Genomic DNA, 21,707 nt, shown 5'->3' with positions numbered 1-21,707 from the left:
ACGATCCGGGCCGGACGGTGGCCGCCGTAAGGACTTCGTCAGAACAACAGCGGTAACAGCGCGTGACGGCGTCGCACGATCGCGCCATAGCGCGCGTCCAGGCGCATCCACGAGTCCGTGGCCGTCACGCGGACCACGTCACCGGGAACGTCCGAGTCCACGAACCCCATGCCGGACATCGCGAACAGGCAGCGCATCTGCACCTTGACCTCGACCGAACCGCCGCTCACGGTCAGCACCGCCTGGTCCATCAGCGACGCCGGCGGCGTGCCGTGCGGGCCCACGTTGTCCCTGGCCAGCGTGACGCCACGATCCGCCAGCTCGGACACCACCTGCGCCGGGAGCTCGTCGACCAGCGGCCAGCGGCCGGACGGCGGGAGCTCCCCGTGCCAGAGCAGGTCGCGGGCCGGGCCCGGGTCCATCCGGGGCCCGCCCGCCACGGTCAGCGCCGCGAGCAGCTCGTTGCCGGACACCGTGACGTCACCCGGCGTCACGTCCCCGGCCACCGCTCGGGTGGCCAGGCACTCGAACGGCGTCGACGTCCAGGCCTCGACCACGCCGTCACCGCGCCGGCGCAGCCGGACGGTCGTCTGGCCGTCCAGCCGGACCGCGCGGGCGACGAACGCGCCGAGGGTCTCCCGGTCGGCCGCGTCCGGCACGAACAACTCAGGCATCCGCGAACCCCTGCTTCAGAAACTCCGACTCGGCCGGGCTGAGCCTACGCGGCCGCAACTCGACCGTGTCGTACGGCGCCAGCACCGTCTCCGCGGTGACCGCCACCGGGTCGTCCGGGGACGGCCCGCCGTGCACGCGGTAGGCCAGCGTGAAGCTCGCCGCGCGCAGCTGCGTCAGGTCGATGTCGACCCGCAGCTCCTGCCCGGACACCACGATCGGCGCCTTGTAGGCCACTTCCAGCCGCACCACGACGATGCCCTTCGGCAGCTGGTCCAGCCCCGCCTCGACGGCGCCCTTGAACAGCAGCGGGATGCGCGCCTCTTCGAGCAGCGTCACCAGCTTCGCGTGGTTGACGTGGCCGTAGACGTCCATGTCCGTCCAGCGCGGGCGGACGTGCGATACGTAGGTCACCGCACCGTGCTCCGGATCTGGCGAGCCGCCACCGAGAGGGTCGCCAGGTCGAGCCGGCCGGACTTGGTGATCTCGTCGAGCGCGACGCGCGCCCGCTGCAGCCGGGACGCGTTCGTCTTCTCCCACTGCGCGATCTTGGCGTCCCCGGACGAGCCGGGATCGCTGTGCCGCAACGCATCGAGCGTGATCGCCCGCAGCGAGCCGTAGACGTCGTCGCGCAGCGAAAGCCGGGCGAGCGCGTGCCAGCGGTTGCCTCGTTCGAGCTTGCTGATCTCGGTGAGCATCGAATCGATGTCCAGGTGCGCCGACAGCGCGTAGTACAGCTCCGCCGTCTCGGCCGGGCTGTGCACCGCGTCCACGCCGATCTGCTGCTCGGCGAGCTCGGCGACCTCGGTGACGTCGAGCAGGCCGTACGTGTGCAGCAGCAGCGACACGCGGCGGGCGAGCCCCTCGGGCACGTTCGCGGCGATCAGCTCGTCGACGTGCTTCTGCACCGACTCCGCCTCGCGGCCGCGCAGCAGGTCGCCGATGTTCGGGACGAGCTTGCCGAGCACCCGGCCGAAGCGCTTGATCTCCGACAGCGGGGCCAGCGGCTGCGGCCGGTTGGTGAGGAACCAGCGCGCGGCCCGGTCGAGCAGGCGCCGCGTCTCCAGCACCATCGCGTCGGCGACGTCGGTGTGCACGACGTTGTCGAGCGCGTCGATCTCCTTCCAGAGCGCGGGGAGGTCGAACACCTGCGTCACGACCGCGTACGCGCGCACCGCGTCCGTCGCCGTCGCGTTCATCTCCTCCATCAGCCGGTAGACGAAGGAGATGCCACCGCCGTCGACCACCTCGTTGGCGATCAGCGTGGTGATGATCTGGCGCCGCAGCGGGTGTTCGCCGATCGCCGAGCCGAACCGCTCGCGCAGCGGCTTCGGGAAGTACTCGGGCAGCCGCGCCGCGAAGACCTTCGAGTCCGGCAGGTCGCTGGCCAGCAGCTCGTCCTTCAGCTCCAGCTTGACGTGCGCGAGCAGCGTCGCCAGCTCCGGCGAGGTGAGGCCCTTGCCCGCCTTCTCCAGCTCGCGGAACTCCGAGTTGCTCGGCAGGGCCTCGAGCTTGCGGTCGAACGCGCCCGCGGACACCAGCGCCTGCACCTGGCGCGCGTGCACCGACAGCATCGGCGCGGCGTGCGCGCGGCTGACACCGAGGACGGCGTTCTGCCGGTAGTTGTCCTTGAGCACCAGCGCGCCGACCTCGTCGGTCATCTCCTCCAGCAGCTCGTTGCGCTGCTCGCGCTCCAGCTTGCCGGTCTGCACGAGGTGGTCGAGCAGGATCTTGATGTTGACTTCGTGGTCGGAGCAGTCGACGCCGGCCGAGTTGTCGAGCGCGTCGGTGTTGATCTTCCCGCCATTGCGCGCGAACTCGATCCGGCCGAGCTGGGTCAGGCCGAGGTTGCCGCCTTCGCCGAACACCTTGACGCGCAATTGCTTGCCATCGACGCGGATGGCGTCGTTGGCCTTGTCGCCCGCGGCGGTGTGGGTTTCGTTCTCCGCCTTGACGTAGGTGCCGATGCCGCCGTTCCAGAGCAGCTCGACCGGCGCCAGCAGGATCGCCTGGATGAGGTCCATCGGCGCCAGCGCGGTGATGCCCTCCTCGAGCCCGAGCGCCGCGTGGACCTGGGGGCTGATCGGGATCGACTTCGCCGTGCGCGGGTAGATCCCGCCGCCTTCGCTGATCAGCGAGCGGTCGTAGTCGTCCCACGAGCTGCGCGGCAGGTCGAACAGCCGGCGGCGCTCGGCGTACGACGTCGCCGCATCGGGGTTCGGGTCGAGGAAGACGTGCATGTGGTTGAACGCCGCGACCAGGCGGATGTGCTCGGACAGCAGCATGCCGTTGCCGAAGACGTCGCCCATCATGTCGCCGATGCCGACGACGGTGAAGTCCTCGGTCTGGGTGTCCTTGCCCAGCTCGCGGAAGTGCCGCTTGACGCTCTCCCAGGCACCCTTCGCGGTGATGCCCATGGCCTTGTGGTCGTAGCCGACCGAGCCGCCGGAGGCGAACGCGTCGCCGAGCCAGAAGCCGTACTGCCCCGAGACCTCGTTGGCGATGTCGGAGAACTTCGCCGTGCCCTTGTCGGCCGCGACGACCAGGTAGGAGTCGTCGGCGTCGTGCCGGACCACACCGGGCGCGGGGACGGTCTTGCCCTCGATGCGGTTGTCGGTCAGGTCGAGCAGGCCGGAGATGAACATGCGGTAGCAGGCGATGCCCTCGGTGAGCTGGGCGTCGCGGTCGATGCTCGCGTCGCCGCTCGGGGCCGGCGGGCGCTTGACGACGAAGCCGCCCTTCGCGCCGACCGGCACGATCACCGCGTTCTTCACCGCCTGCGCCTTGACCAAGCCGAGGATCTCGGTGCGGAAGTCCTCGCGGCGGTCCGACCAGCGCAGGCCACCGCGCGCGACCTCGCCGAAGCGCAGGTGCACGCCCTCGACGCGTGGGGAGTACACGAAGATCTCGAACTTCGGCCGCGGCTCGGGCAGATCGGGCACGCCGGCCGGGTCGAGCTTGATCGACAGGTACTCGCGGGGCGTCCCGTCGGCGCCGGTGACGTGGTAGTTCGTCCGCAGCGTGGCGCGGATGACGGCCATCAGGCGGCGCAGGATGCGGTCCTCGTCGAGGCTGGTGACCTCGTCGATCATCGCGTTCAGCTCGCTCGCCAGCGCTTCGGTGGCGGCCTCGCGGTCGGCGTCGGACAGCTGCGGGTCGAACCTCGCCTCGAACAGCCGCAGGAGCTTGGTCGCGACCTGGGTGTGGTTCAGCAGCGTGTTCTGGATGTAGTCCTGGGAGAACGCGCTGCCGGCCTGGCGCAGGTACCGCGAGTAGGCGCGCAGGACGGCGGCCTGGCGCCAGGTGAGCCCGGCGCGCAGGACGAGCCCGTTGAGGCCGTCGACCTCGGCGTCGCCGCGCCAGGCGGCCTCGAAGGCGTCCTGGAAGCGGCCGCGCAGCTCCTCGACGGCGTGCTCGTCGGAGTCGTCGAGCATCTTCTGGTCGACGCGGAGGCCGAAGTCGTAGATCCAGCACGCGCCGCCGTCCTCGCGGTGCAGCTCGTACGGCCGCTCGTCGACCACCTCGACGCCCATGGCCTGCAGCACCGGGAGCACCTTCGAGAGCGTGACGCCCTCGCCGCGCAGGTAGAGCTTGAAGCGCCGCTCGCCCGGCGCGGCGTCGGCGGGCTGGTAGAAGGACAGCGCGAGGTCGCCTTCGTCGGTCAGCGAGTCCAGCGAGCGGAGGTCGGCGAGCGCCTCTTCGGCGGTGAAGTCCTCTTTGTAGCCCTCGGGGAAGACCATCGCGAAGCGCTGGCCCTGCTCGGTGGCCGATTCCTCGCCGACGATGCCGACCGCGACGCCGCCGTCGGCGCGCTCCCGGCGTTCGTCGAGGACCGCTTCGACCATCCGGTCGTCCCAGGTGCGGACGGCGTCGTTCAGCCGGTCCTGGATCTTGAGCGTGTCCGGCTCGAGCCGGCGCGCCGGGTCGGTGTGGACGACGAAGTGGACCTGCGCCAGGACGGTTTCGCCGATCCGCGCGCTGTATTCGAGCTGGGTGCCTTCGAGCTCTTCGAGCAGGACTTCCTGCATCGCCAGCCGGGAGCGGGTGGTGTAGCGGTCGCGCGGGAGGTAGACGAGGCAGGAGTAGAAGCGGCCGTAGGGGTCGCGGCGCAGGAACAGCCGCAGCCGGCGGCGGTCGGAGAGGGTGATCGCGCCGGTCGTCGTCGAGTACAGCGAGTCGGTGTCGGCGGAGAACAGGTCGGCGCGCGGCCAGTTCTGCAGGATTTCGAGCATCCGCTGGCCGGAGAACGACTCGATCGGGAAGCCGGCGCGGTGGATGACCTCGCGCACGCGCTTGCACACGACGGGAATGTCGAGGACGTTCTCGTGCAGCGCCGTGGTGGTGAACATGCCGAGGAACCGGTGTTCGCCGGTGACGTTGCCTTCGGCGTCGAAGGTCTTGACGCCGACGTAGTACGGGTAGACCGGCCGGTGCACGGTCGAGGGCGCGCTCGCCTGGGTGAGCACCAGCAGCGTCGGCGCGAGGGCAGTGGCGGCGGTGTCCGGGCCGGCGGTCAGGCCGCGGGCGGCGAGGCTGTCCTGGCGCAGCACGCCGAGGCCGGAGGCCAGGACCGCGCGCAGGGCCGGCTCGTCGGACTCCGGGTGCGGGTTCTCGATCAGTTCGTAGCGGCGGTAGCCGAGGAAGGTGAAGTGGCCGTCGGCCAGCCAGCGCAGCAGCCGGGCGCCCTCGGCGACCTCGTCGGCGGACAGCCGCGGCGGGTCGGTTTCGAGTTCGCTCGCCAGCTGGCAGGCCGTCTGGGCCATCTTCTCGGCGTCCTCGACGACCTCGCGGACGTCACCCAGGACGCTGGAGAGCCGGTTGTCGAGCTCGCGGGCCCGGTTGCGGTCGGTGACGAAGTCGATCTCGATGTACATCCACGACTCGGCGGCCGAGTTCGCGGGCGGCTCGGCCGGGTCGGCGTCGGGGTGGACCTCGAGGAGTTCGCCGGTGAGGTCGCGGCTGACCACCACGATCGGGTGAACAATGCGCTGCACCTGCACGCCGTCGCGGGCGAACTCCGCGGCGATGGAGTCGACCAGGTACGGCATGTCATCGGTGACGACCTGCACGACGGTGGCTTCCCGCGCCCAGCCGTCCTCGGCGACGGTCGGGTTCAGCAGCCGCACGGCCGGGCGGCCGGGCATCCGCGACTTGGCCAGCTGCAGGTGCGAGCGGACGGCGCCGACCAGGTTGACCGGCTCGTCGCCGACGATCTCTTCGGCCGGGATGTGCCGGTAGTAGAGCCGGATGAGCTCCCCGATCTCCGGCGCCAGCCCGGCCGCGGCGTCGATCAGGTCGTCCCTGATCTGCTCCGGGCTGGCCGGGGAGCGCTGGCCGAATTCGGGTTCGGTTTCGGCTCCGGTTCCGGGTAGGGACGAGACTCCGGTCGAGCTCATTTGAGGCAACTCTCCAGTTTGCGTGAGGTGGCACCGTGCCGGTTCGGCGTTGAGCCGGCCACCCCACACTAATGCGCCGCGATCCGGGATCACATGAAGACCCGGAGGTTCCGGGAGGCGCGAAAACCCTTCCGGGGCACGGGATTCGCGGGATCGGTCAAGCTACTGACGGGTTGTCTCCAGCGCTCCGGCGCAGCGCTGACCAGCCGCGCTGGCCGGCCGTCACCCGGCGCGGGGCCAACGTGATCGGTTCAGTTGATCGGGGGCAAGGCCGTTCGGCGAACGCTGTCGGCCGGTCGGCGACGCCGGGGTGCGACGGATCCCACTGTGGACCGGGTGAGGCAGGTCGGCGACGGTTCGGGACGTCTCAGCGACTGGACGGCGGCCGGGGTGAACCCTCGCCGGCGGTTCACCGGCGCGCCGAAACTGTCGGTGGTCTCCGGTAGCGTGGAAAACGGGGGCGCCCCCGCGGGTCGAGCGTCCGATCAGTCGCGTGAGCTGTGGCCGCGGGAGTCCGAGACTTCGGCGCCGTGACCGTTGCGGCCGTGACCGTTGCGCCGGCCCGTGTCCTGGGAGCCGAGCTGCTTGACCAAGGCCGCCGCGCTCGCCGTGCCCGCCTGGTGTTCGGCGAGGGCGCGGGCGAGCAGGTCGGCCAGGCCCGCGTCCGGTGGGGGCTCGTCCTCCGCGATCGCGCGGGCGTAGCTCTCCGGGAACGGGGCCGTCGCCGGCGTCCAGTGTCCGAAATCCTCCATCGGCTCCAGCGACGGTGGCATCCGCAGCCGCGGCAACCACGGCTCGGCCTCGTCGCGGTAGTCCGGCACGGACGGCGGTTCGTCCTCCGGCCGCGGCGGCGGAGCGAGCTCACGGGCCGGTTCTTCGGCGCGCGGGCTGTCGGCGTCTTCCGCCCGGCGGCGGCCCCCGGCGCCTCCGGAGGCGGAGATGCCCAGGCGGTCGAGCACGGACCGCGCGGCCACGGAGCCGTGCTCGGCGTCGTGACGCGTCGACGGCTGCGGCTCCTCCCGTCGCCCCTCCGACGCCCACGGCTCCCGCTCGGCAGCGGGCTCGGGCGCGAGCGGCAAGGCCGGCGTGACGCGAGTGGGCGCCGATTCCCGCTCGGCGGCGGTCTCCCGCAGCCGAGCCTCGGCCAGCGCGGCCCAGGAGAACTTGGTCTTGCCGGTTTCGGCGGGCGCGGCGGCCTCGGCAGGCTCCGCACGGGTAACCGGCTCGGCAGCCTCGGGCCGGAAGTCCGGCTCCCGCCCGCGCTCGGCCAACCGCGGCTCGGGTGGCCCCACCTCGGCGGATTCCCGACCACGTTCGGCCAACCGCGGCTCCGGCGGCCGCACCTCGATAGGCCCCGAACGCTGATCGCCAGACTCCCGCCGGATCTCCGGCTCACGCCCACGCTCCGCCAACCGCGACTCGGGCGACCGCACCTCGACCGGCTCCCGACCACGGTCCGCCAACCGCGGCTCAGGCGACCGCACCTCAGCCGACGCCCGACCGCGCTCGGCCGGCCGTGCCTCGACCGGCGCCGAATCCCGCCCAGTCTGAACAGACTCAGACCGGCGCTGGGAAACCACGCCCGGCGCCGAATCCCGCCCCGAACGCGGCTCCAAAGCCCCAGGCCGCCGCTCGACAACCTCAGGCCGCGGCTCGGCCACCTCAGGCCGTTCCGCAGCCCGCCGAACCTCGACCGGCTCCGGCCGACGCGCGGCCGGCGGCTCGTCCCGCACCGCCGGCATCAACGTCGTCTCCGCCGCGTCCGCCGTCACCCGCGGCCGCTCGAACGACCAAGCCGGCGCCCGCGACGGCGTCTCCTCCCGCCCGAACGACCAAGCCGGCGCACGAGGCTCCGGCTCGGCGGCAGCGACCGGCGCCTGCTCAGCGACGACCACCGGCACCGGCCGCGACGGCACCGCCTTCAACACCTCGTCCAGATCGACCGAGGCCGGCTCCCCGCTGCCGAACTCCCCGGCCAGCACACTGCACGCCTGCCGCCGGGCCCGGGCGTGCAGCTGCTCCGCCGCCCGCGAGCGGTACAGGCACGCGATGGCCTCCTCCGCCTGCCCGAACCGCTCCTGCAACTGCGCCAGCTCCAGCCACAGCCGCGCGGTGATCGCCGACAGCCCGTGCCGATCCGTGCTCGCCACGGCTTCGCGCACCAGCTCGATCGCCGCCTCACCGGCTCCCGAAGGCAAGTGGACCCGCGTCGCGACCGCCAGCCGCAGCCAGCCCATCGGCGCGACGCCCGCCGCCCGCACCGGCTCGGCCAGCACCGGCTCCGCGATCTCGTACGCCATTTCGGTGTCGCCGCGGTCGAGCAGCGTGCTGACCAGCAGCAACACCAGCCGGATCCGGACGAGCCCGCCGTCGTCGGCCGGGTTGTCCAGCTTCTCCAAGAACCCGAGGCCGGTCCGGGCCGCGTCCGCCGCCGCCGTCAGATCACCGTGGCGCCGGCGGTGGGCGGCCGTGCCGACCCGCAACAGCGCGCGCACCAGCAGCTGGGTGTCCGCCCCCAGCGAGTCGTCGCCGACGACGAGCTTGTCCGCCTCCACCAGCACGCGGTCCAGCTCCGGCTTGCGCCCGAGCTGGCCCAGGCAGCCCACTAGGTGCGAGAGCGCCGCCGCGCGGTGCACCGGCGAGACCACCGGATCCGTCAGCACCGGCCGCAACGCGGCGAGGCCGGTCAGCGGCACGCCCAGGCTCCGCGCGCAGACGGCGAGGTCGATCCGCAGCCGCGCCGCGATGTCGCCGTAGCCCGCGTGCTCGGCCGCGCGCAACGCCGCGACCGCGCGCCCGACCGTGGCCGGCCGCATCCCGAGCCGGACGCGGGCGGACACGACCAGGCTCTCGGCCCGGATCCACTGCTCGTCGGCGCTGGCGGCTTCGGCCAGCGCGGCCGCACGCTCACCGAGGACGAGCGCGAGTTCGGGCGCCCGCAGGTGCAGGGCGTCCGCCCGCTCGATCAGCCGTCCGACTGCGGAGAGGGTTCCCCCGGCATTGACGGAGCGCCCGCTCTCCACTCGGGAGAACGGGCCCGTCCGGTGCTGTTTGCTGGCTTCCACGGGGAAACCCGCCCCCTCAGTCGCGGGTCAGCTTGCGATGGGTGACACGGTGCGGCCGCGCCGCCTCGGCGCCGAGGCGCTCGACCTTGTTCTTCTCGTACCCCTCGAAGTTGCCCTCGAACCAGAACCACTTGGCCGGGTCTTCGTCCGTGCCTTCCCAGGCCAGGATGTGCGTCGCGACCCGGTCGAGGAACCACCGGTCGTGCGAAATCACCACCGCGCAGCCGGGGAACTGCTCCAGCGCGTTCTCCAGCGAGCCCAGCGTCTCGACGTCCAGGTCGTTCGTCGGCTCGTCGAGCAGGATCAGGTTCCCGCCCTGCTTGAGCGTCAGCGCCAGGTTGAGCCGGTTGCGCTCACCACCGGAGAGCACGCCCGCCGGCTTCTGCTGGTCCGGGCCCTTGAAGCCGAACGCGCTGACGTACGCCCGCGACGGCATTTCGGTCTGCCCGACGTGGATGTAGTCCAGCTCGTCGGAGACGACCTGCCAGACCGTCTTCTGCGGGTCGATGCCGCCCCGGTTCTGGTCCACATAGGACAGCTTGACCGTCTCACCGATCTTGACGTCGCCGCCGTCCGGGTTCTCGAGCCCGACGATGGTCTTGAACAGCGTGGTCTTGCCGACGCCGTTCGGGCCGATCACGCCGACGATGCCGTTGCGCGGCAGGTTGAACGACAGCCCGTCGATGAGCACGCGGCCGTCGAAGCCCTTCTGCAGCTTCTCGACCTCGACCACGACGTTGCCCAGCCGCGGGCCCGGCGGGATCTGGATCTCTTCGAAGTCCAGCTTGCGGTGCTTGTCCGCCTCCGCCGCCATCTCCTCGTAGCGGTCGAGGCGCGAGCGCGACTTCGTCTGGCGCGCCTTCGCGTTGGACCGGACCCACTCGAGTTCGGACTTCAGCCGCTTGGCGAGCTTCGCGTCCTTCTTGCCCTGGACCTCGAGGCGCTCGCGCTTCTTCTCCAGGTACGTCGAGTAGTTGCCCTCGTAGCCGACGACGCGGCCGCGGTCCAGCTCCATGATCCACTGGGCCACGTTGTCGAGGAAGTACCGGTCGTGGGTGACGGCGAGGACAGCGCCGGCGTAGCGGGCCAGGAACTGCTCCAGCCACAGGACACTTTCGGCGTCCAGGTGGTTGGTGGGCTCGTCGAGCAGCAGCAGGTCCGGCGCCGACAGCAGCAGCTTGCACAGCGCGACCCGGCGGCGCTCACCACCGGAGAGGTGGGTGACGCCCTCGTCCGGCGGCGGGCAGCGCAGCGCGTCCATGGCCTGCTCGACGGTCGAGTCGAGCTCCCAGGCGTCGGCGTGGTCCAGCTCCTCCTGGAGCTTGCCCATCTCCTCGAGCAGCTCTTCGCTGTATTCGGTCTCCATCAGCTTGAGGACCTCGTTGTAGCGGTCCAGCTTGACCTTGACCTCGCCCAGGCCCTCTTCGACGTTCTCGCGGACCGTCTTCTCCTCGTTGAGCTCCGGCTCCTGCATGAGGATGCCGACCGAGGCGCCGGGCTGGAGGAACGCTTCGCCGTTGCTGGCCTGCTCGATCCCCGCCATGATCTTGAGAACGGTGGACTTACCGGCACCGTTCGGCCCGACCACGCCGATCTTGGCGCCGGGGTAGAACGCGGTGCTGACGTCGTCGAGGATGACCTTGTCCCCGACGGTCTTGCGCACCTTCTTCATGGTGTAGATGAACTCGGCCATACCCACGATCGTAGAGCGCGCTCGATCGCGCCTCGACGCCGGTCACCGTCGGACTACCGAAAGTCAGCCCGAGATCACGGCGAGAGTAGCAAAACGGCCGTTTTCCCGGCGCCCGGACGGCGGCTCAACCTCAACTGGAACCCGAGGGTCGCTTGCCCTCGGCAAGGTTCTTCAGCATCGCGTTGTAGGCGTTCAGCTCTTCGTCGCCCGTTGCCGCTTCGCGCCGGTCACGCCGCTTCGCCTCCCGCTCGTCCTGCCGCGACCACTGCACCAGCAGCGCGATCAGCACCAGCAGCACCGGGACCTCGCCGGCGGCCCAGGCGATGCCGCCGCCGAGCCGCTGGTCAGCCAGCAGATCCGTGACCCACGGCAGGTGCAACTGGCTGTAGAAGGCCTGCCCGATGACCGTCTGCTTGCTCATCAGGATCACGCCGAAGAACGCGTGGAACGGCATCGCGGCGAACATCATGCCGAGCCGGCCGAGGTACGGGATCCGCCGCGGCGACGGGTCGACGCCGATCACCGGCCAGTAGAAGACGTAGCCGGCGAGCAGGAAGTGCCCGTTCATCGCCAGGTGCGCCCAGTGGTACTGCAGCGCGTTGTCGAACAGGCCGGAGAAGTACAGCGCGTAGAACGAGCCGACGAACAGCACCAGCGCGACCACCGGGTGGGTCAGGAACCGCGACACCGGCGAGTGCACGAAGGCAACGAGCCACTCGCGCGGCCCGGGCGGGGCGTCCTTGCCCGCGGCCGGCAGGGCGCGCAGCGCGAGCGTCACCGGCCCGCCGAGCACGAACAGCACCGGCGCCACCATCGACAGCAGCATGTGGTTGCCCATGTGGACGCTGAACATCGCGGGCGCGTACCGGCCGATGCCCGACGACGTCGCGATCAGCAGCACCACGCACCCGGCGATCCAGGCGATCGTGCGGCCGACCGGCCAGGTGTCGCCGCGGCGCAGCAGCCGCCGCACCCCGGCGAGGTAGAGGCCGCCGAGGACGAGCGCGAAGGTGCCGTAGACCAGGTCGAACCGGGTGTCGAAGAGCAGCCGCCACACCGTCGGCGCGCCGTCGAGGTTGTAGCCGATCAGCAGCTCGGTGGTGGACGGCTGGGTGATCGCGTCGGCCGGCGGTGGCGTCCTGGCCAGGCCGGACGCGATCCCGATGGTGACGAACATGATCAGGATCTCGACCGAGGCCAGGCGCAGCAGCTGGGCGCCACCCTTGCCGTCTGTGCCGTTCTTGAGGTTCGCGACCCCCTTCTCACGCTGCTGGTGACCGAACACCCCGAGCAGGAGCAGCGCGACCGTCTTGGCCACCACGAGCAGGCCGTAATCGGTGGTGAACAGGTCGTTCAGGCCGATCCGGACCAGCGCGTTGACCGCGCCGGAGAGGGCCATCACGATCCAGCAGATCAGGGCCAGCTTCGAGAACCGCTGCGCGGCCAGGCTCAGGTGACTCCCGCGCCGGTACCCCAGCGCCAGCAGGGCGATCAGGCCGCCGACCCACAGCGCCGCGGCGACCAGGTGGAACAGCAGGCTGTTGGTGGCGACGTCGTGCGAGCCGCCGCTGGCGGAGTGCCCGGTGACGGCGACCGGGACCAGCCCGCCGACGGCCAGGAAGAACAGCACCGCCGTCCAGCCCCAGGACAGCGCGAGCCGGCAGCCGAGCGCGATGAGGATGGCGATCAGCGCCGTCCACAGCCACGCCTTCGGCTGTTCGATGGCGCCGACGAGGTCGAGCAGCGTCTGCGGGTCCAGCACGTCGCCGAACGGCTTCCCGGCGGTGTCGGCGGCGGTGAAGGCGACCGAGAGCAGGGCCGCGCCGAACCACACCCAGGCGGCGATCCCCGCCGCGCGCAGGGCGCCGTAGCCCTCCGGCCCGAGCGTCCCGGACTTCTGCGGCGGCACCAGGAAGGCGGCCAGCAGCAGCGCCCCGACGCAGATCACCGACGCGCATTCGGACAGCACGCGCATGACGGTGATGCCGTACTTGGTGATCAGGCCCGGGTCGGGCAGGCCGGCGATCGCGTAGCCGGCCCCGCCGGTCAGCGCGATCAGGCCGATCGCGACCACGGCGGCCAGCAGGACGCCGACCACGAGCAGGGGCAGCACACTGGCCCGGCGCTGGGTGGGGACGTCGGATTTCGTGGCGGACACGCCCCTGAGGGTATGCCCCGGCCCGGTCAGGCCCGTGTGACGGGCAGGATGGAGCCGTGAAGATGATCCTGCTGCGGCACGCGGAGTCGCTCGGCAACGTCGACGAGCTCGCCTACACGCGGATCCCCGACCACGCCCTCCCGCTGACCGCCAAGGGCGAGCGGGAGGCCCGCGCGGTGGCGCCGGAGATCGCGCGCCTGCTCGACGGCGCGCGGCCCGCGGTGTACGTCAGCCCGTACCTGCGCACCCGGGAGACGTTGCGGCTGCTGGACATCCGGGCGTCGTGCGAGCGGCTGGTGCAGGAGCCGCGGCTGCGCGAGCAGGACTGGGGCAACCTGCAGGACCCGGCCGACCAGGAGGTCCAGAAGGCGCGGCGGCACGAGTTCGGGCACTTCTTCTACCGGCTGCCGTTCGGCGAGTCGGGCGCGGACGTCGACGACCGCGTCGCGGCGTTCCTCTCGGACCTGCGCCTGCGCGAGGAAAGCCACCCGGAGACGGTGCTGATCGTCTCCCACGGGCTCACGCTGCGGCTGCTGTGCCGGCGGCTCTTCGGCTGGAGCATCGAATTGTTCGAATCCCTCTCCAACCCGGCGACCTGCGAATACCGCGTCCTCACCGAGTCCGATGGCAAGTGGGTGCTGGACCGGCCGTTCGCCCAGTGGCGGGACTCACCCGACGGGGAAACCCAGCTTTAGCGGCGCGGTCAGCACGACGCGGGTGCCGTGGCCGGGCGCCGAGTCGATGCGCGCGTCGCCGTCTATTTCGGCCATCCGCGCGTGGATCGAGTTCTCGATGCCGAACCCGGCGCGGCGCGCGCCGAGGTCGAAGCCGGTGCCGTGGTCGCGGACGGACACCGTGACGACGCCTTTGCGCTCTTCGAGGCACACCACGGCCTTCGCCGTCCTCGCGTGCTTCAACGTGTTTCGCAGCGCTTCGCGGGTTGCGTCGTGAAGGGCGTTGACGACGGCTTCGGGGACGTCGGTGGGCTTCGCGAGCACGACGAGGTCGACGCGGAGGCCGTCGGCCGTCATCTCGACCGCCAGCGCGCCGAGGCGGTGTTCGAGCCCGCCCGGCTCGGCCGGCGCGTCACCGTCGAGGCTCAGCCGCAGGCGCAGGGCGTGCGCGCGGGCGGTGCGGCGGACCTGGTCGAGGCTGCCGCGCGGGTCGAGCGCGTCACCGGGCGCGGGCAGTGCGAGGGACTCCATCACCTGGAGGACGGTGTCGTGGACGTCGCGGCGGTGCCGTTCCCGCTCGGCGGCCCGGCCACGCTGTTCGCCCAGCCCGAGCGCGAACCGCATGGACCCGGCGACGAGCAGGACGATGGCCAGCGCCGTCACCGCGGCCGCGACCAGGGCGAGCAGGATCCACGTCGCGGGCGCCGACGTCCCCGACACCGCGGCCATGCCGTAGCGCAGGAGCAGCGCGCCGACGATGGCGACGGCCCCGGCGGGCGCGCCGCGCAGCAGGGTCCAGACCATGACCGTGCCCATGATGTTCGGCCAGGCCAGGGTCAGCAGCTCGGGCGAATGCGCCGCGAACATCGCGGCGGCGAAGCTCGTCACGAGCGTGTACGCGGTATCGGCGGCCAGCACCGGCCGGATCCCGGTGGCGCGGCGGAAGACCCAGCCCACCTCCAGGAGGTTCGGCACCAGGTAGAGGACGACGGCGACCCAGAGCACCGGCGCGCTCAGCGGACCGCCGGACCAGACGGCCTGCAGGAACAGCGCCAGCCGGAACGCGACCGGCACCAGCACGAGCCGCGGCACGGCGTCCCGCACGAGCGTCAGGCCGGTCCCGCCGAACCGCCCGCTTCCGCCGGCGAGCGCCCCCGCTCCGCCGAGCAGCACAACCCTCACGACGTCCTCCCCGGACCAAGGCCCCTACCTTGATCAGCCGACCTGAAATTGAAACGTCGCCGTATTCATTTCAGTTTACCGACGGGGTTCAGCTTGCCTCGCGCACCAGCGGACTGTCAACGCCCGGGGCGTGGCGAAAACGCCGGTTCCGGCACGGATTTCGTGCCCGGAACGGCTACCGGCCGATCATCGCCTCCGCCTCTTCCCGCCGTCGCGACCGGCGGGCGAAGAGCGCGGCGGGCAGGATCAGGGCCGCCACGAGCGCGACGAAGACGAACGCCACGTCGTAGTCCGTCGCCTGCGCGATCCCGCCGACGATCGGCGGGCCGCCCAGGAAGCCGGTGTACGCGACGGCGGTGACGAAGCCGATCTCGCGCTCACCGCCGGTGCCGTCGCCGCGCTTCCCGGCGTCCCCCGCGAGGCTGAGGGCCATCGGGAAGGACGCGGCGAGACCCGCGCCGGCCAGCGCGAACCCGGCGTACCCGACGGCGGCGACCGGGATCAGGGCCGCGGCGAGCAGCCCGGCTGCGGCGAGGGTGGCGCCCGCGGCAAGGCAGCGCGTCGGACCGAACCGGCGTTGCGCCCACGGGCCCGCCAGCCGGGTCAGCGCCATGACCAGCTGGAACCCGGCGAACGCGAGGGCGGCGGCGCCCTGGCCGACGCCGCGCTCGACCGTCATCAGCAGCGCCGACCAGTCCGACGACGCCCCTTCGGCGATGGCCGAGCACAGGGCGACCGCGGCGAGCAGCCACAGCACCGGCCGCCGGATCGGCGCGCGGGCGGGCGTGACCACGGGTTCTTCGGTGTGCCGGGGGCGGATGCCCGGGACGTCGCGGATCACCACGGCCAGCACGAGGACCGCGACGACGGCGGCCACGCTGAGGTGGCGCGCCGGGGACCAGCCGTGGCCGGCGGCGAGGCCCGCGGCCAGCGAACCGGCGAGCGCGCCGAAGCTGAACCCGGCGTGGAAGACGGACATCACCGGCTTGCCCAGGCGACGTTCGACCGCGACGCCGGCGACGTTCATCGCGACGTCGAGCATCCCGACGCTCACGCCGATCACCAGCAGCGCCCCGGCCAGCAGCGGGACGGTGGGCGCGAGTCCGATCAGCACCAGCGAACCGGCGGCCATCGCGGTGCTCCCGGCGACGACCGCCCTGGCACCGGCCCGTTCGATCAGCCGTCCGGACACCGAGGCGGCGGCGAGCATGCCGACGCTGGCCCCGAGCAGGGCCAGGCCGAAGACGCCGGGTGAGGCGTGCACCTGCGCGGTCAGGGCGGGTGTGCGTGACGCCCACGACCCCAGCGCGAGCCCGTTGAGGGCGAAGACGGTGAACACCGCGATCCGGTCCCGCATGCCTCCAGCGTGACTTAAGCGCTTCAGAAAGTCCACCGCCCCTGGTTAGACTGCGCGGATGACCCGGCGGCGCCGTCCCACGCTCGACGACGTCGCCGGCGCCGTCGGCGTCTCGCGCGCGACGGTCTCGAACGCCTACAACCGGCCCGACCAGCTGTCCGCCCGGCTGCGGGACGAGGTCCTGCGGGTGGCGGCCGAGCTGGGCTACCCCGGTCCGGACCCGACCGCGCGTAGCCTCGCGACCAGCCGCACGGGCGCGATCGCGGTCCTGCTGGACACGTCGCTGTCGATGGCGTTTTCGGACCCGGCGCTATACCTGACGCTGGACGCGCTGGCGCGGGTGATCGATCCGCGCGGCCACGCGTTGCTGCTCCTGCCCGGCGGCGTTTTCGGCGGGCCGGCCGCCGACCGCGTGCTCGCCGCGCAGGCCGACATCGCGATCGTCTATTCGCTGCCCGACGGCGCTCCTTCGCTGGAGGCGGTGCGCACGCGGGGGTTGCCGCTCGTGGTGATCGACCAGCCACTGTTGCCCGGCACGGCGCGGGTCGGCTGCGCGGACCGGGCCGGAGCGGCGGCGGCCGCGCGGCACCTGCTGGACCTGGGGCACCGACGGTTCGGGATCTTCGCCGCGTGCAGCCACCTCCGGCCCGGCGGGGGTGCGCTGACCGTGGCGGAGGCCTCGGCGGCGCCGTTCCACGACGTCCGCGAACGGCTGGGCGGCTACCTGGACGAGCTGGGGTCGTGCCCGGTCGTCGTCGAGGAGGCGGCCGGGCTCAGCGCGGAGAGTGCGATGGCGGGGGCGTTCGCGCTGCTGGGGGCGTCGCCGCGGCCGACGGCGGTGCTGTGCATGTCCGACCAGCTGGCGCTGGCGGTGCTCGCCGCGGCCCGTGAGCTGGGGATCAGCGTGCCGGGTGAGCTGTCGGTGGCCGGGTTCGACGACAGCCCGCCGGCGTCGTGGTCGTCGCCGCCGCTGACGACGGTCCGGCAGGACCTCGCGGCCAAGGGGCGGATCGCCGGGGAACTGGCGCTGGGGCTGCTGGACGACGGGTCGGTGCCGGCGCCGGTCGAGGTGCCGGTTTCGCTGGTGGTGCGCGGGAGCACGGGCCCCGCGTAGCACCGCCGCTGTTTTTCCGCAAGACCTTCCTCGGCGGCTGTGGACAACCTTTCCATTGCCGGACACTTGTCCACAGATTCGAAATCGCGGGCTGACAAATCCCCCACCGCCCGCCAATCTGGAATCACACGTTCACCGCGGCCCCGCAAGAGCCGCGATTCCGGAGGGGAAATCCACCATGTCTTCACGTCGTCTTCGTTCCCGCCTGCCGCACATCGTGGTCCTGGCCATGGTCGGCCTGCTGACCAGCGTCGGAGCCGCACACGCGGGCGCGGATCCGGGCTGCCGCAAGGGCGAGTTCTGCCTGTGGCCGTCCGACGGTTACGCCGGCGAAATCCAGCGGTTCGACCTGCGCTCGGCCAATACCGAGGAATGTCTGCCACTGCCGGAAGGGTTCGACGGGTCGTCGTTCGCGAATTTGATGACCCGCGACGTCACGGTGTACCAGGACGCGGAATGCTCGACGGAAGGAGATTTCGTCACCTATCCGGGTGGCGGCACGTACGTCCCGAACGCGCCATTCCTGGTCCGGGGCATCCAGATCTGGGAGTGACACCGACCCGGGCCCCGCCAAGCCGCCCGCTCCATGGCAGGAGCCGGCTCGCGGCGGCGGCCGGGCCCGACCGGGGCCGCTCCCCCGAAGCGGCCCCACCCGTGGGCGCGCCCCCTGCGGCAGGGCGCGCCCACGGGCTCCCCGCAACCTGTCCCGGGGCCCCTGGGCCCTCAGGAGCCCCTCCGGGGCTTACGGGAGCACTTCCCGGGGCCTCACGCAGCGATCTGGGGCGCACCGAGCCCCATCCGGGCTTCACGCGGCCTGATCCGAAACCTCACGCTCCCGATCCGAGGCTCCAAGCAGCCCTTCCAGGGGGCTCACGCACCCCATCCGGGCCTCACGCGGCCCGTCCGGGGCTCACACGGGGCCCATCCGGGCTCATACGGCCCGTCCGGGGCTCACACGGGCCCGTCCGGGGCGCACGGGGAGCCTGTTCCGGGCGGGCGGGAGGTCTGCTGGAGTTCTCGGGTGGCGCTTTCAGCCGACCGGGGGGCGAACTCCAGCAGGCCGCCCGCCGGGGACGGGCAGCCGCCCGGCGCCCGCACCGTGGCACCACTCACCGTCCGCACCCAGCGACCCGACGAGCCACCGCTCACCACAGCCCCGACAGCCGGACCCGCGGCAGCCACAAAACCGACCACCCCAGCGGCCGGGCACCCGTCTGGCACGCACCCGCCAACGACGCCGGAGACCGAACCACCATTCGCCAAGACCCCGACGGCCCCCAACCGCTCGGCAACCCCCAGGTCGACCGCACCCAGCGGCCGAACGCCAGGCGGCCGAGGTGGTCGCCCCCGACGTTCCTGCAGGCAGGAGCCTCCTGCACACGATTTCCCAGCAGAAAGGGGGCCGGCAACCGGGCTCGCCGCCCGCTGCGCCGGGCAAGCAGCGGTGCGCAAAAGCCCACGGCGCTGCCTGCCCGGCCGCGGGTCGAGCGGGCGAGCAGGGTTCTGGCTGGACACAGCAAGAGCCTTCTGATGGCCAGATTACAGGTTCCGGCCGCGCGGAAAAGCCCGCTCGGTCACGCTCAGCACTTCCCCGGACACAGGAGGAGGGGTCACATCGCTTCAAGCAGGGGTCCGATCATCACTGCGTGCGCGAAACTCCCGAATTACGTCGAACGAGACCTGAAACGATTCGCCGGTGTCGAACGATCGACTGGGTGGCGACGACTAAGCTGCCAGTGCCGGGTCACCGGTAGCGGCCGTCGGCGCGGGCCCTCGTAGCTCAGCTGGATAGAGCAAGAGCCTTCTAATCTCTAGGTCGCAGGTTCGAGTCCTGCCGGGGGCGCCACCAGGGAAGACGCCGTGCGCAGCAGCGCACGGCGTGCCCCGGGCCAGTGATCGGGCCCACACTCGTCGCCTCGGCCGTACTCCCACTGTGGACTGTCCCGCGTCTCGTCCCCTCTCGCGTGCAGGACTCCGGAAGGCGCACCGCGTAAGCGCCCAGGTGGACCAGCGGGTCCCGAACGAGTTCTTCCCGAAACAACCTTGTTACCTGACCGATCGACCGCGGCTTCGGTGCGCGCACGCACCCCACGATCGAGTGAAGCACCGAACGGAAAGGAGACCCACAGTGCACCAGGAAGCACCCGGCGGTCGTCACCGCCGACGACGGCAGAACACCATCACCCGGACAGCGCTCGACGAAGCCCGCCGCGCCGGGCTGGTCCAACGCCACTTGACCAAGCTCAGCCACCTCGCCGACCGTGCCCGCCCCACTCCGGGACCACCGCCCCGAACGCCCGAAGAGCCAACGGAACACCCGGCCTCCACATCGGACGCGGCTTGACGCCGGCGAGCGGGCAGGGCGGGCAACCGGACCGGACCTCCGGAGCCCGGCGGTCTTGTCTCCACAAGGACAGCGGTCCGGTGACACCGCGCGCGAAGCGCCACCCGCCATCGCCCAGCGGCGAACAGCAGGGCTGAAGACGCCGGCCCGGTTGTGCCGGTGCCACGCTTGCTGCGGTGAATCCAGGCGCAGTCCGAACATCGTGGGAGTCACTCTTGAGCGGGGACAGCGATGCAGATACGTGAGCTTTCCGTCGAAGGTGCCCTGGAAATCACGCCGAACCCGATTTCAGACGATCGCGGCCTCTTCGTCTCGCCGTTCCAGGAGACGCCGTTCCGGCCGGCCACCGGTCGGCGGCTCTTCAGCGTGGCCCAGACCAGTCACAGCCGGTCGCGCCGGGGCGTGGTCCGGGGTGTGCACTTCACGGCGACGCCGCCCGGCTGTGCCAAATCGGCGTCGGCCACGCGTTCATCGCGTTGCAGGACGACACCGTGATGTCCGGGGAGTACGTGCCGGTGAACGAGCTCGCGCTCTCGGTGACGGACCCCGAGTTCGGACTTCCGCTGCCGCAGGACCTCACCCCGATCCTGTCCGCGCGCGACCGAGTCGCGCCGACGCTCGCCGAAGCCCGGGAACGCGGATTGCTTCCGCACTACGACAAGCGCAAAGCCGCCGAAGTGGCCTTGGGGCACTGACCGGGCCTGCCGGTTACCGAGATCGGAGCCAATCATTCGGATCCTGTTCACCACCGAGCCGCTGCTCGGGCACTTCTTCCCGCTGGTGCCACTCGCCTGGGCCTGCCGGGCGGCGGGGCACGAGGTGCTGGTCGCCGTCCCGGAAAACTTCGTCGACACGGTTCTGCGGTCCGGGCTGCCCGCGGTGTCGAGCGGGCCGCCGATGGACTTCGTCGAGCTGGGCCCGGACCTGTCCACGCACCCGATCGAACAGCGGCGGCACGTGCACGGCCGGGTGTTCGGGCGGATCGCTGCCGCCACGCTGCCGCGGATGATGTCCATTGTGGACGCTTGGCGGCCCGATGTCGTGCTGAGCGAGCGCGCCGAGTTCGCCGGCCCGCTCGCCGCGGCCGCGCACGGAACACCGCTGGCCGACGTGCGGTGGGGCGTGGCCGAACTGCCGGAGTACCGTGCGGGCGCGGTCGAGGTGCTCGCCGGCTCGCCGGTCGCGGCGGGACTCACCCTTCCGGAGCCCGCTCTGTCGCTGAGCCCGTGGCCCCCCAGCCTGCGCCTGCCGCACACGACGGGCCAGCTGAGCTTCCGGCACGTGTCCTACAACGGCACCGCGGACGTTCCCGACTGGGTGCTGGCGCCGCGCACGAAACCCAGGATCTGCCTGACGCTCGGCACCCTGGTTCCGCTTTTCGGAATTCCCGATCTGCACGGGAAAATGCTGGCCGTCGTGCGAGAGCTCGGGCGGCTGGACGTCGACGTGGTGATCGCGGTCGACGAGCGGGCCATCGCCTCCTGGGGTCCCTTGCCGGAGAACGTCAGCCAGGCCGGCCGGATGCCGCTGCACCAGGTGCTCGGCGCCTGCGATGTGCTGATCCAGCACGGCGGCCAGGGCACCACGCTGACCGCCTTCTCCGCCGGTGTGCCACAACTGGCCCTGCCGCAGTTCGACGACCAGTTCGAGAACGCGGACGCGGTCGCCAAGGCCGGGGCGGGGATCAGGATGCTGCCCGACGAAGTCACCCCGAGAGCCGTGGCCGCGCATTGCGAAGACCTGCTCGGCACGCCCGCGTTCGCCACGGCTGCAGCGGCCGTCGCCCGCGAGATGGCGGCGCAGCTCTCACCTCTCGATGTCGTCGCCAATCTGGAGGCGCTGGGCCGATGAATACCCGCCGGAACAGAGCGCCGGCGAAGGTGCCCTCCGGTGGATGACGGTGTCAAGGACGGCTGAGAGGCACCGCAGATCGTGACCGCCGACGACCCGGCCCGGTCGACCGTCACCGCCGACATCGACGTGGCTTCGGCTGACGGCCAAGGTCGTCGGCGCGGAGAACATCCCCGAGACGGGCGGCGCGATCCTGGCCGG

General features: G+C 71.7%; 14 protein-coding genes and 1 tRNA gene. 7 read left to right on the top strand and 8 right to left on the bottom strand.

The features are described 5' to 3' along the window. Positions 1–38: 38 nt before the first annotated feature. The 6 genes from ACWEVN_RS26645 to ACWEVN_RS26620 form a co-directional block, all read right to left on the bottom strand. Positions 39–674, bottom strand: coding sequence for a hypothetical protein (locus ACWEVN_RS26645; RefSeq protein ID WP_449685890.1), 636 nt, complete (start codon positions 672–674; stop codon positions 39–41). Beyond that, positions 667–1,086 (bottom strand): acyl-CoA thioesterase, encoded by a 420-nt coding sequence (locus tag ACWEVN_RS26640; protein WP_310972124.1) that lies wholly within the window; start codon positions 1,084–1,086, stop codon positions 667–669. The genes ACWEVN_RS26645 and ACWEVN_RS26640 overlap by 8 nt, the downstream gene beginning before the upstream one ends. Continuing rightward, on the bottom strand, positions 1,083–6,068 hold the full coding sequence (locus tag ACWEVN_RS26635; protein WP_452053109.1) for an NAD-glutamate dehydrogenase: 4,986 nt from the start codon (positions 6,066–6,068) through the stop codon (positions 1,083–1,085). Before ACWEVN_RS26635 ends, ACWEVN_RS26640 begins: the two co-directional genes overlap by 4 nt. A gap of 485 nt (positions 6,069–6,553) precedes the next feature. After that, a complete protein-coding gene (locus ACWEVN_RS26630; protein ID WP_452053108.1) occupies positions 6,554–9,133 on the bottom strand; it encodes a hypothetical protein in 2,580 nt (859 codons plus the stop codon). Between the two features lie 16 nt (positions 9,134–9,149). Then, on the bottom strand, positions 9,150–10,826 hold the full coding sequence (ettA, locus tag ACWEVN_RS26625) for an energy-dependent translational throttle protein EttA (protein ID WP_449685894.1): 1,677 nt from the start codon (positions 10,824–10,826) through the stop codon (positions 9,150–9,152). Between the two features lie 130 nt (positions 10,827–10,956). Next, positions 10,957–12,984, bottom strand: coding sequence for a cytochrome c oxidase assembly protein (locus ACWEVN_RS26620; RefSeq protein WP_452053107.1), 2,028 nt, complete (start codon positions 12,982–12,984; stop codon positions 10,957–10,959). Positions 12,985–13,040: 56 nt separating this feature from the next. Between ACWEVN_RS26620 and ACWEVN_RS26615 the strand changes: the two genes are divergently transcribed. After that, complete coding sequence (locus tag ACWEVN_RS26615) at positions 13,041–13,679, top strand: histidine phosphatase family protein (RefSeq protein ID WP_452053106.1); 639 nt, start codon at positions 13,041–13,043, stop codon at positions 13,677–13,679. Here the strand turns inward: ACWEVN_RS26615 and ACWEVN_RS26610 are convergent. Next, entirely contained in the window at positions 13,653–14,831 is a 1,179-nt protein-coding gene (locus ACWEVN_RS26610) for a sensor histidine kinase (RefSeq protein WP_452053110.1), read from the bottom strand. The genes ACWEVN_RS26615 and ACWEVN_RS26610 overlap by 27 nt on opposite strands. A gap of 184 nt (positions 14,832–15,015) precedes the next feature. After that, positions 15,016–16,197 carry an MFS transporter gene (locus tag ACWEVN_RS26605; RefSeq protein ID WP_452053105.1) on the bottom strand — a complete coding sequence of 394 codons (1,182 nt, stop codon included), beginning with the start codon at positions 16,195–16,197 and terminating at the stop codon, positions 15,016–15,018. Between the two features lie 58 nt (positions 16,198–16,255). Here ACWEVN_RS26605 and ACWEVN_RS26600 point away from each other — a divergent pair, with 58 nt between their 5' ends. The 6 genes from ACWEVN_RS26600 to ACWEVN_RS26575 all read left to right on the top strand — a co-directional run bounded on the left by ACWEVN_RS26600 (position 16,256) and on the right by ACWEVN_RS26575 (position 21,506). Beyond that, positions 16,256–17,311, top strand: a complete 1,056-nt coding sequence (locus ACWEVN_RS26600) for a LacI family DNA-binding transcriptional regulator (protein WP_452053104.1) — start codon at positions 16,256–16,258, stop codon at positions 17,309–17,311. Positions 17,312–17,489: 178 nt separating this feature from the next. Then, positions 17,490–17,864 carry a peptidase inhibitor family I36 protein gene (locus ACWEVN_RS26595; RefSeq protein ID WP_452053103.1) on the top strand — a complete coding sequence of 125 codons (375 nt, stop codon included), beginning with the start codon at positions 17,490–17,492 and terminating at the stop codon, positions 17,862–17,864. A 1,216-nt stretch (positions 17,865–19,080) separates the two neighbouring features. After that, positions 19,081–19,157 (top strand) — tRNA-Arg (locus ACWEVN_RS26590). 729 nt (positions 19,158–19,886) lie between these two features. Then, the gene (locus ACWEVN_RS26585) at positions 19,887–20,150 is read left to right on the top strand and encodes a dTDP-4-dehydrorhamnose 3,5-epimerase family protein (RefSeq protein WP_452053102.1); all 264 of its coding nucleotides are present in this window, start codon (positions 19,887–19,889) and stop codon (positions 20,148–20,150) included. Beyond that, positions 20,132–20,350: a hypothetical protein gene (locus ACWEVN_RS26580; RefSeq protein ID WP_449685922.1), complete on the top strand. Its 219-nt coding sequence runs from the start codon at positions 20,132–20,134 to the stop codon at positions 20,348–20,350. The genes ACWEVN_RS26585 and ACWEVN_RS26580 overlap by 19 nt, the downstream gene beginning before the upstream one ends. Before the next feature lie 85 nt (positions 20,351–20,435). Beyond that, positions 20,436–21,506 (top strand): nucleotide disphospho-sugar-binding domain-containing protein, encoded by a 1,071-nt coding sequence (locus ACWEVN_RS26575; protein WP_452053101.1) that lies wholly within the window; start codon positions 20,436–20,438, stop codon positions 21,504–21,506. Positions 21,507–21,707 lie beyond the last annotated feature (201 nt).

It is taken from the genome of Amycolatopsis sp. NPDC003861 (genome assembly GCF_053605405.1).
This window is presented reverse-complemented; position numbering and strand designations above follow the sequence as displayed.